The sequence below is a fragment of the Candidatus Poribacteria bacterium genome (assembly GCA_021295755.1).
Classification (GTDB): Bacteria; Poribacteria; WGA-4E; order WGA-4E; family PCPOR2b; genus PCPOR2b.
In genome coordinates, this window is the sequence record JAGWBT010000054.1 from 17780 (window position 1) to 29017 (window position 11238).

At 53.1% G+C, this 11238-nt stretch carries 10 protein-coding genes; 3 read left to right on the forward strand and 7 right to left on the reverse strand.

The window, feature by feature from the left end:
* Positions 1-34 precede the first annotated feature (34 nt).
* From J4G02_09730 to J4G02_09760, 7 genes are all read right to left on the reverse strand, one after another.
* Positions 35-1537: a M81 family metallopeptidase gene (locus J4G02_09730; protein ID MCE2394851.1), complete on the reverse strand. Its 1503-nt coding sequence runs from the start codon at positions 1535-1537 to the stop codon at positions 35-37.
* A 45-nt stretch (positions 1538-1582) separates the two neighbouring features.
* Entirely contained in the window at positions 1583-2452 is an 870-nt protein-coding gene (locus tag J4G02_09735; GenBank protein ID MCE2394852.1) for a phytanoyl-CoA dioxygenase family protein, read from the reverse strand.
* 82 nt (positions 2453-2534) lie between these two features.
* Positions 2535-4442 carry a hypothetical protein gene (locus tag J4G02_09740; protein MCE2394853.1) on the reverse strand — a complete coding sequence of 636 codons (1908 nt, stop codon included), beginning with the start codon at positions 4440-4442 and terminating at the stop codon, positions 2535-2537.
* 88 nt (positions 4443-4530) lie between these two features.
* Positions 4531-4935, reverse strand: a complete 405-nt coding sequence (locus tag J4G02_09745) for a nucleoside 2-deoxyribosyltransferase (GenBank protein MCE2394854.1) — start codon at positions 4933-4935, stop codon at positions 4531-4533.
* 171 nt (positions 4936-5106) lie between these two features.
* A complete protein-coding gene (locus J4G02_09750; protein MCE2394855.1) occupies positions 5107-5988 on the reverse strand; it encodes a sugar phosphate isomerase/epimerase in 882 nt (293 codons plus the stop codon).
* A gap of 54 nt (positions 5989-6042) precedes the next feature.
* Entirely contained in the window at positions 6043-6723 is a 681-nt protein-coding gene (locus J4G02_09755; GenBank protein ID MCE2394856.1) for a creatininase family protein, read from the reverse strand.
* Positions 6724-6854: 131 nt separating this feature from the next.
* A complete protein-coding gene (locus tag J4G02_09760; protein ID MCE2394857.1) occupies positions 6855-7511 on the reverse strand; it encodes a DUF1326 domain-containing protein in 657 nt (218 codons plus the stop codon).
* A gap of 348 nt (positions 7512-7859) precedes the next feature.
* Here J4G02_09760 and J4G02_09765 point away from each other — a divergent pair, with 348 nt between their 5' ends.
* The 3 genes from J4G02_09765 to J4G02_09775 all read left to right on the forward strand — a co-directional run.
* Positions 7860-8504, forward strand: coding sequence for a twin-arginine translocation signal domain-containing protein (locus J4G02_09765; protein ID MCE2394858.1), 645 nt, complete (start codon positions 7860-7862; stop codon positions 8502-8504).
* 3 nt (positions 8505-8507) lie between these two features.
* Positions 8508-10628: a xanthine dehydrogenase family protein molybdopterin-binding subunit gene (locus tag J4G02_09770; protein ID MCE2394859.1), complete on the forward strand. Its 2121-nt coding sequence runs from the start codon at positions 8508-8510 to the stop codon at positions 10626-10628.
* A gap of 23 nt (positions 10629-10651) precedes the next feature.
* Positions 10652-11238, forward strand: a 587-nt coding sequence (locus J4G02_09775; protein MCE2394860.1) for an FAD binding domain-containing protein, incomplete at its 3' end; no start/stop codon positions are given.

The following is an 11238-nucleotide window of genomic DNA, read 5'->3' on the forward strand; positions in this document are numbered from 1 at the left end:
CGTTAGAGTTTCTTTATCAGATTTCCCCATACACCTATTGAAGGATAGTCGGTGTCAGCCCAGGAATCTCCGTGTCGATCGGAAAATAGGGCCGTTTGAGATGTTTGAAGGGAAGATGTCGGCATGTCGCCGGTGTCGCGCCGGGCGTGTCAAGGATGAAGGCTGCCTTGGCAATCTCACCGTAAGCGAGGCGGTAGTTCATCGGATTTTTGACAACGATGAACTTGGCATCAGGTGGCTGCATCCCCATAGAACGAAACTGCTCATCCGCCCAGTCATAGGTGCCGTGCGTAGCAACGAGCACCTGAATTTCGCCGATTGTCAATACCGCTGATGGACCCATGTTACCCTCAACATCGCCCCAAATTCCGCCGATATAGCGGAAACGACCATCGCTCAACCGAGTGACCGTGCCCGTTACGGTCACCGGTTTACCCCAGCGCGGATCGAGTTGATGCCCCAACGCAACGGTGACCTCCTGACCGACACCGGCACGATGACAGACGGCAGCAGCTTCCGGATCCGCCACAGGTACGAGTGAAGGTGCAGTTATCTTTGCGTCAAGTAGCGCCATCAATGTGGCAACGCTATCGCCCGCTGCACCGCCACCACAACAATCCGCCGCTTCAACCAAGAGCACCGGACCGCCATCTACCTCTAAGCCCTTAGCAATAGCTTCGATTGGGGTGTGGTTGTCGGGTTCAAGGTCAAACCGTCGCGTCCAATACTGTTCGGCAAGCTGATTTGCAAGCGATACCGCCATCTCCATATCGTTATCTGTGATTACCAATGCACCGCTGCCCATGTCCGGCTGATCCAAGTATGGATGAACCAAGAAAACGCTAGTAGACAGGACATCATCACGTCCTTCGAGTACCTTGGCAGCGCGCATAATTTGGGCAAAAGGGTCATCCCCTTCGGTCGAACCGTTAATCGCAGCGGTAATTACCGGCACCTTTGCCATCGCCATGGTCGGACGACAGCTTCCCTGTAGAATATCCCAAAGCAGTCGGGCACCACGCTCGCCGGTGGTGAAGGTATCGCGGTGGGGATAGGTTTCCCACGCAATTAGCCCATCGGCGAAACGGACCATGTCGGCGGTGACATGCGCGTGTAGGTCAAGTGTGACGACAATCGGTATCGCATCCCCGACGATTGCACGTACCGATTTGATGAGATCACCCTCCGGATCGCCGAGGCCTTCGACTGTCGCAGCACCGTGTAGCGGCAACAGCACCCCATCAACAGGGGTGGAAGCGCGTAAGCGATCTAGGAGTTCCGTCTTGAGTTGTGTATAACACTCGGCGGTCAGGGGACCGCCGGGGCAGGTGCTCGCGTAAATCAGGGGAACGACCTCCGCTCCGCATTCGCGCATCACTTGTAGCATCCCACCCACCACACCGGCGTCAACCTGCAAGACTTCAGCCCCTCGACATAGCTCATAACGTTCAAACCAGCCTATATCAATGGGCACTCCGCCAAATTCGTTGCACTCGGTGAGAATAGATCCGAGTGCAATGCGCGGTCTACTTTTCATGGCTATTCTCCAGTTATGTCCTTAACTGGTTCCCAACGCTCACAACTACACGGGAACACCGACCGGTTCACCATCTCGGCAGACGCTGGGGAAATGCTCACCGGCTTCAGCCATCGGTTCACCATCTTCCAACGTTATAAACTGCTTCATTAAATGCTGACCGCTTGCCACAAAACGTGATTCCCCGGTCATGTAGTGAATGGCGATAGCTCGCCGTGGCCGATTCGAGCGGTTGAAAGGCGAGCCGTGCCAAGTCAGCGAGTGGTGGAATGACACTTCACCACTCTTGACCGGTCGGGGCTGTGGTGCCACAGCTTTGACTTCCGAATCATCGGGTGGAGAAAACCCTTGAATGTTCATAAATTCTTCGCGCTGTTCAAGGTGTTGTTGGGTGCGAAGGAAGTCCATCTGATCGCCCCACTTATAGCTTCCGGGCACCATCCACATACAACCATTCTCCTCGTCGGCGTCATCCAAGGCGATCCATGCCGATACGGGTGTCATCGGAAGGATGATGGGCCATAACGGTGCATCTTGGTGCCATCGGGTTGCTCCACCGTAGTTGGGGGGTTTGTACTGGATCTGATCGTGCCAGACCATCAGATTGGGAGCATCTGTCAACTGGCTTATCCCCTTAACGATGGATGGGTGGTAGATCAGCCGCTCAAAAGCTGAGGATGCCTCCCAGATATTGACAATCTGCCAAACAGCGAGTGCAGTGGATTCGTCGCTCCGTTGGGACATGTTACGAAATGACACCGGTTGCGGTTCTTCACTGGAAAAGCTGTCGGGACCTCTTTCTAAGATACCGTCTAAATCCGTCCTCAGTGCCTCCAATTCTTCATCGGTGAGGATGCGACCGCCGTTGAGGAAGCCGTTGCGATGAAATTCGTCGATTTGTGATGGTGTTAGCATAGCGATACATCTCCATATTTTTTCTACTAGACAGTGTGATAATTGTGAAAAGTTCTCAGCTATACGGTGGATGTCCCTCACCCTACCAAGGAGGAGCGGCAGAGGGTTGATTAACAAAACATACAGTTCCTAAATCAAGCGTAATTTCGGTCGCGGGGGGCAGCACAACCCGAAGGTGATTCGCCCCTATGGACGCGGTCCGGGTTTCCTCGGTTACAGGCGGTGCAGCGTAGTCCGCAGTCGCTCCCGGATAATCACTTGTGCGATGGGTATACCGAACCTCCGAAAATTGGTGTTCGCCAAATGCCCCTCCTTGAACCACCATATCTCTTGCCTCAAAAGGACTGAGGTTGACTAACCGCACCACGGTTCGGTTCGCTTCAAGCGTTTCGACGAGAGCGGCGGTATCCTGGGGCAGACCGGGGCGTTTTCGATTGCAGTCGAAGTAGCGGAGGCGAGACATCAGGAGCCCCCCGTTGTAAATCAGCTGTGGTGCACCTAACGTCAGTTGAATCAACGCCTCGGTTGTCACCGGGTTGGTCTGCTGCCAGCGGTGAGGGTCTTGATGGGTGGTTGCCTCCTCATCTCCGCGGACGAGATCCAATCGTCGGCAGACCTGACGGTAACTAGCGCGTAGAATCTCCTCAGGATAGGTCGGGTTATCACCCGCTAGAAAACGGATCCAAGGTTGTTCATGCCCCGCATCTTCTTTGGTGTGGAAGGAAAACACTGTGTTCCAGTCGTATCTACTTGCTTGGCGGATCACCTCAATCCGTTCCCAATCCTCTGATGCCATCGAAAGATTCCAGAGCGACACCGGGTAAATTGGTGACATCGGCTGATAGTCGAACCAACCGGCATCGCCGTAGCGGTATGGAACGAGGAAGGTTTCATGCTGTGCCCCCAACGCTGAGAACTGACCGATCCAGTGTTCACCGAGGCTCATGTGCTCCTCACGCACATCACGAATTTCGCCGCGCTCCACAATGCGATCCATCTGAATACGCGGTAGGTCTAGGTAGCTAGCATCTTGCGTCAGGAGATAAGCGTTAGACGCTGCAACCAATGCCGCCATCTGAACATTGTAAAATCCGTGGGGCCAGGTCCAGCCATAAAGTCCGCCATACCAATTCCCGTCAATATATTCGCCGACCTGACCGGATAGACCCACATTGTCCGGAAGCAATCCATCATTCTGGCGGGCGCGTTCTATCCAAGCGTCTGTGTACTCTAGCACCCAATCGCGATATTTTTCCTCGCCGGTCAGGAGATAAGTATTGGTAACTAAACTAGTGACAGCAAGGTTGGCAACTACATCCCCACGACTCATACGTTGATTCATCGCTTCGCCCATGCGTCGTGCAAGGGTTAGATCTTTCAGGTCTTCAGTTTGGGTAATGCCGGGAATGTCGTAGTGGGGCAAGCCGTATCGCGCCATTCCGGGGGAATAGTTATAGGAACGCTCTCCATCAACCGACATGTCAGGACCGTTGCTGCCGTTATAGGGAGATCGGATGATTTTATGCTCTGGATCGTAGTTAAGGGCTTCGGGATCTTCGTTCATGTAAAGCCCAGCAAATCGCCGCGCCCGTTCAAGGTGTTCCGGGCGATTTGGATCAGCCAAACAGAGCAGATAGAAATAGATGTCACTCTCGGCTTGATGGAACTGATCATCCCGTCGAGCGTATTCCTTGTGAACCTGTCCCTCTTGGGTCAACTGCCGGGTGACGGCGTTCCACTGCCGTGCCCCCAACTCCAACAGATCGTCCCCACCGCCCAAGAGGTAGAGCAGGGGCCAGTTGTAGAAACTTTCGTAGAAGTCGTCCTCGCTGCCGCCGATATTTCCTTCCCAGATCAGGCTGCCATCCGGCTGGGTGTACCGCTCTAAGAATGGATATACCGATTGGCCCATGAGATCAAGCAGCTGCCGTTCCAACACCGCCCACGCAGGCGGTCCGGTAAGCGGCATTGTCCCCGTGATCGTGATCATATATGCTCCACAGTGTCGGGTAAAATTGCGTTTTTGGACGCCTCTGTTATCTCTCCGACGACCTCAATGCAGGCTCCGAATCCTTCATTTAATCACCGAACAAGGCTATATCTTTGAAAAAGTGTGTAAGATCCTCGAACTCATCATACAAAAACAGTTTCTGTGAAATTCCCTGTAGCGTTGCCGAAATATCGGAACCCTTCTTCGCGATGACTGCAATGGGAATTCCTTTGGCATATGCGTAACCCGCTTCAATACCCAATCCTACCCCTTTTTCTGTCAAGTCAACCACGATTAAGTGACTCGAATCAATTTCGGTAAATGTTCTTTGCATCAATTCTTGGGGACTTAATTCAATCTGTCCCCACTTCTCAATATCACGAGTGATACATACTGTTTCAAAGCCATTTTGCTCAAGTGCCGATGCAATTTTCTCAATACAATCTCCATTACTATGGTCCGCACGGTATTTAATAGAGATATAAGCTCTCATAGCCTACTATCGTCTTGGGTTCCTGACAAAAGGGAATGAATCTTTTCCACAGGCGGGATGCACAAAAACGCATCCGCGAATCATGCTCATCTTCGCTAATAGATTTGCGTGGATTTGCGTGGATTCGTGGATGGATTTAACAAGAATGCTACCTTACAGCAGAAGTTACCTTTACCCCGGATTCGACATCCCCCCTGCTTCCCAATCTTTGGACAACGCCGTGCACTCGGCAGCGACCTGTTCCGCTGTCGCCTCCGTGCGCCCTGCCAGTGCCTCTATCGTCCACGCGCCATCAAAGCCGATGGCTGAAAGTGCTTGTCCTAGGGCTGACCAGTCAATGACACCGTGTCCCGGAACCCAGTGGCAGTCGTCCTTTCCATCCACATCCTGTATATGCAGCGCATAAAGCCTTTCCGAGGCGACCCGCGCCTGTTGTGCCGCATCGAGCCCACTGATGCAAGCGTGACCTGTGTCTAGACAGAGTCCCACATGTTCAGGCGGAAAGCCAGCGATAAATGCGCGTAATTCCTCCATAGACTTTAGCGGACGGCACGGTATGCTTGTATTCGGTAAGTTCTCCAGCGCAATACGAACCCCAGTTTCCTCTGCAACCGCAACCAGTTCACTGACAGAACGGTGGATACGCTCCGCCGCTGCACCGACATTTTCTAGCGCATAAGGTGTTTCCTCAGGGGTAGTAGCACCCGTTGGGTGGACAATCGCAGTCCGCCCACCAAGCTCTCCGAGATACCGCATAGCATCCCCAATACGCGTGACACTGTCACACCGAATCTCCTCAATTGAACTTGCCAAGTTCACGCCCGACATGGGTGTATGTATTGTGTGCGGGAAAATCTTAAATCGCTCCAGTGCCTCGCGACACGTTCCCGCATCGTGTGCCCCCGGTTCCTGCCACTCGTCGCCTTCAGCCATCAGCTCGGTCTCACTGAAACCCGCAGCAGCAATCGACTCAAGTGTTGCCGCGAGGTCATGTCTTGCTTTGTCCTCTGCATCAAGAAAGAAAAGTCCCGAAGCTAAACTATATGTAGCCACTATAACCTCCTTGCCCGGAACGCAGATCTGCGTTCCCGACGATTTGATCGTATCCTACGCTCCATCAAGCATCTGCTGAACCCGATCGCTAACGCCTGCGACAACAGCGTTGAGAATCTCGCCACCCTTGGGGATGGTTGCCAATTTTGCGTTGTCGTAGTTGACCTCTCCCGTGCGGATGCGCTCCGGAAAAACGACCATCGCAAATGAGGTCTCAAACTCGCCGGCGTGCCCCGCACTCCGCTCCAACTCCAGATTCGCCTCATAAAAGGATTGCGGGGCAGTCTCCCAATAGGTCACATACGTGACATCCATATCATCGAGCCGCTTCATCACGTCGGGAGCGACGGGCTCAAGATTCTCTCGCTTGTTGCCGCCATGCCCGTTGAGCACCATAACTTTTGGAACGCCCAACCGTTTCAGGCTATTACATACATCGTGGACATATTCAAGATGGATTTCCGGGCGTATTGTCAAGGCACCGCCTCGATTCATGTGATGCTCCGACACCGACATAGGAACGGTGGGGGTGACCAACACATGGGGATAAAAGTTTGTCGCAGCCCGTTTGGCTATTTCTGTGACGCTAACGGTATCGTGAATCATCGCCAGATGGTCTTGATGCTGTTCGGTGGCACCCGTTGGGACAATCGCCCCTTTTATAGTACCGCTAGAGATGGCTTCCCCAAGTTCTTTCCGTGTGAGTTCGCCTAAAAATACGTTATTGTCTAGCATTGATATTCCCTCTGAGTTGTTAAAGCAACGGTTATATAAGGATAAAGAAATAGTGCATATCGGGGATAGGAATTGGTTGGGCGGGAAGGAAGGGTGGAAGGTGGGAAGACACAACCCTCCACCCAGATAATCTACATTGCAAAATCTCCAACGAAAACGTTGTTTGTGTCTTCGCCACAATTCCAAGTGACGGAGAGAATTTTGTCTTGATAGCAATAGGAGGTCGATTTGCCAACGATAGGGGTATCAAGCTGCTCCAGCGGCTTGTACCAGATCTGGTGCGGCTGTGTACAATTTTGGCAAGGATAACGCGAAACGGATAGCGTTAGCACCTTCCCAATCCGCAAATCATATTTCACACCTTCCTTAGCGAAAGTGATTGGTACGCTCTCTGTGCTAACAACTTCGCCGAGGACCTTACTGCGTTTCGTGATCATCAGATCGATTAAGGCGGTACGCTGTTTCGATGTCGCCTGCTCATCGATATACAGGACGCTGCGGCGTGTGTTGGTATCAATCGCAAGGTTGTTCTGCGCTGTCACCACTGCAACAACAGTCAACCCGTCTAACGAGACACCCTTCCAGGTCCCTTGACGGATATTCCATACGAGAGTTGCCTCCCTACCCCCTTCGACGTACTCAGCACCGTAATGACACGCCCCGACATAAACACTGACAGATCGGGCTTCCAAATACTCGCCCTGCACGGTTTCAGATTGTGTAGCCAACCCACCAGTGACGGTCAGTAAAAGCGCGATTGCTGTTAAGGTGAAGATCTTGGTTATCATCTCTGGGCTCCCTTCTAAAGATCGAACGAAAGTAGGGACACCCCTTGTGGGTGCCCTGCTCTCATGTGTGTGCAAGTTGCAAGGCAGTTTATCATACCCAAGTTATGGCGTCAAGTGAAAAGAAAATCCGCAAGAGAAAGTATTAACCAATGGTGCGAGTTTGCAATGGAATTTTCGCTTGACGGAACCCATGAAATATGATAGATTGTGTTCAAGATTTGCAACATCATTGAGTGGTAACAACGGAAAAATTCTGGAGTGCTTCATTAGTCTATTTTTGTAGGGGCACCTCTTGCGGGTGCCCTCCAAACTTTTTCTGACTTTTGACCGCTAAGATAGGAGGGCGACATGTCAAAAGAGAAAGATCAAACTCAGGACACGACCATATCGCGGCGGAGTTTCCTGAAGGGTGTGGGCACCGGCGCGGTTGCCGCAAGCGTTGCACCAAATGTTCTCATCGGTGCAGAAACGGCAGCGGAAGCCCAGATGGGTGAAGAAATCACCCGCGCTAAAATCAAACTCAATATCAACAACAAAGCCTACGAAGTTGAGGTAGAACCACGTACGACACTGTTGAGCGTCTTGCGAGACGGTTTCGATACCAGCGGCAATCGCCTGGATCTGACCGGCGCAAAGCCCATCTGCGAACGTGGCGAGTGTGGTGGGTGTACGGTGCAGGTTGATGGAAAGGTAGTTTACGCTTGTATGATGCTCGCTCTCGACGCACAAGGGAAGCAGATCACCACCGTCGAGGGGCTTGCCAACGGCGATCAGTTACATCCGGTCCAAGAGGCATTTGTCCAGCACGATGCCTTGATGTGTGGTTTCTGCACACCCGGTTTTGTCGTGGCTGCGAAATCATTTTTAGATCAGAATCCGAGTCCAAGCCATGAAGAGATTAAGGAAGGGTTGGCGGGCAATATCTGCCGCTGCGGGACTTATCCCTTTATCTTTGAGGCCGTCAAAACGGCTTCGCGGAAGATGGGAGGCTAGAAAATGGCATCATGGGGAAAAGCAAGGGATTCGCGCTTGATTGGCAAACGGATCGCGCGTTTATCAGGCGCTGATAAAGTTACTGGAAAGGCAAAGTATACGTTTGACATCAATCGTCCCGGAATGCTTTACGGTTATATCCTGCGGTCACCGGTGGCACATGCGACCATCACCGGCATTGATCTCAGCGCAGCGGAAGCACTGCCTGGCGTCAAAGCCGCTATCCCGCTGATTGAACCGGGGAAAAAGGTGCGCTTTGAAGGGCAAGAGATCGCTGCGGTCGCCGCTATCACTCCCGACATCGCGGAAGACGCGGTTCGATTGATTCAATATGACTATGATGAATTGGACTATGTCGTCGATGTTGAGGAGGCAAAAGCGGAAGGCGCACCCCAAATTCGTGACGATTGGACGGGCAACCAGAGTGAAGCACGAGTTGACGAACGTGGGGATCTCGAGGCGGGCTTCGCCGAAGCCGCTATCGAGGTTGAAGCGACCTACCACGCGGCGGTTCAAACCCATGTCTGTCTGGAAACGCATGGACATGTTGCCGAATGGGAAGGGGATAACCTGACCGTTTGGGCTTCGACGCAGGCGGTCTTTGGCACACGCCAAAACCTCGCACGGCATTTTGAGCTGCCCGAAAATCAGGTGCGTGTCATCACCGAACACATGGGAGGTGGCTTTGGCAGTAAGTTCGGTCCCGGAGTGGAAGGGGTCACCGCTGCGAAGCTGGCACGAAAGGCGGGCGCACCTGTTAAACTAATGTTGACGCGTAAGGATGAGCACCTCGTTGCCGGCAACCGTCCGTCGATGACACAGAAGGTACGCGCGGGCGCAACGCAAGATGGTCGCTTCATCGCTTACGACATGAGCGGCTACGGCACAGGCGGCATCGGTAGTGGGGCAGGTTTCACCGGTCCCTATGTCTATCACGTTCCAAACTACCGAACTGAAAAATCTGCTGTCGCAATCAACGCGGGCAATGCTCGTGCCATGCGCGCGCCGGGTCATCCACAGGGTGCCTTCGCCATGGATTCGTTGATGGACGAACTTGCTGAAAAACTGAACATGGATCCGCTAGAGTTCCGCCGCATAAACAGTGATAGCGATGCACGACGAAATAGGATTCGTCAAGGCGAATATACGCTCGGCGCACAGGAGATTGGTTGGCACCGACGCAACAGAATCCCAGGATCCGGCACAGGTATCAAGAAACGTGGCATCGGTATGGGTTGCGGATTGTGGGGTGGTGGCGGCGGGGCGGGAACACAAGCCCGTGTGACCATCCACGCAAGCGGCGCTGTCGAAGCGATCACCGGCACGCAAGATATCGGCACAGCAATCCGGACGGTTATCGCCATTATCGTTGCGGAAGAACTTGGGCTGCGTCCCGAAGACATTACGGTCAAAATCGGCGATACCGAACCGGGGTTGCCTTCCCGCGGAAGTGGGGGTAGCCAGACAATCGGCTCTGTAGCGCCGGTGATAAAGACCGCAGCGATGGCAGCCAAGCGTAAACTCTTTGGGCATATCGCACCGCTGGTAGAAGCGGTACCGGGAGATCTACGCGCTGCTGGTGGTCGGATTTACACCGAATCAGATTTAAGGATGAGTATTCCGTGGAAAGAGGCGACGGGGTATCTCGGCATGGAAACCATCTCCGAAGGTGGTGAATGGGACGAAAACCTCCGCGTCGGTGATACCGCTGGCGTACAGTTTGCCGAGGTCGAAGTTGACACAGAAACTGGAATTGTCAAGGTTATCAAGATTGTCGCCATCCAAGACTGTGGTTTGGTGGTCAACCGTCTGACGACTGAGAGCCAGATCAATGGCGCGGTCATCATGGGATTGGGCTATGCGCTGTTTGAGGAGCGCATCATGGATGATCAGACCGGCAAGATGATTAACCCGAACCTTGAGGATTACAAAATCCCCGGCACGATGGAGATTCCTGAGATTAAATCCATCGCATACGATACCGACCGGAAAATAACGGGAATCGGAGAACCGCCGACAATCCCGACAGCAGGCGCAATTGCAAACGCTGTCTATAATGCAATCGGTGTCCGTATCCGGGAAATCCCGATTACACCGGACAGAGTCCTCAACGCTCTCGGTTAGTGGAAAAGGAAGGAGATGAAAAGATGGAAAATTTTGCTTATGTCAACGCAGCAGATGTCGAGCAGGTTCCTTCGTTATTGAGCGATGACTGGAGCGAGACAAAAATGATCGCGGGAGGAACGGATCTCCTCGGCGAACTGAAGGAGTACATTGAAACGCCGAAGAAGGTGGTCAACCTCAAATCTATCCCCGGTCTGGATGAGATTAAGGCGGACGCATCGGGCTTAACCATCGGTGCGCTTGTGACACTCGCTGACATCGCTGCAAACCCAACCATTCAGCACCATTACACCGTTCTGGCAGAGGCTGCTGACTCTGTCGCATCACCACAGATTCGGAATGTTGGGACGCTTGGCGGGAACCTGTGTCAGCGCCCCCGCTGCTGGTACTATCGTCATCCAGACATTATCTGCCTCAAAAAGGGCGGTGATACCTGCTACGCGGTCGAGGGACTGAACAAGTACCACGCAATCTTTGGTGGGGGTCCTGTCTACATCGTCCACCCCTCAGACACAGCACCGGCACTCATTGCCCTCGGCGCAACAGTGAAAATTGTCGGACCCAACGGAGATAGGACGATGCCGTTAGAGGATTTCTTTGTCCTGCCCGA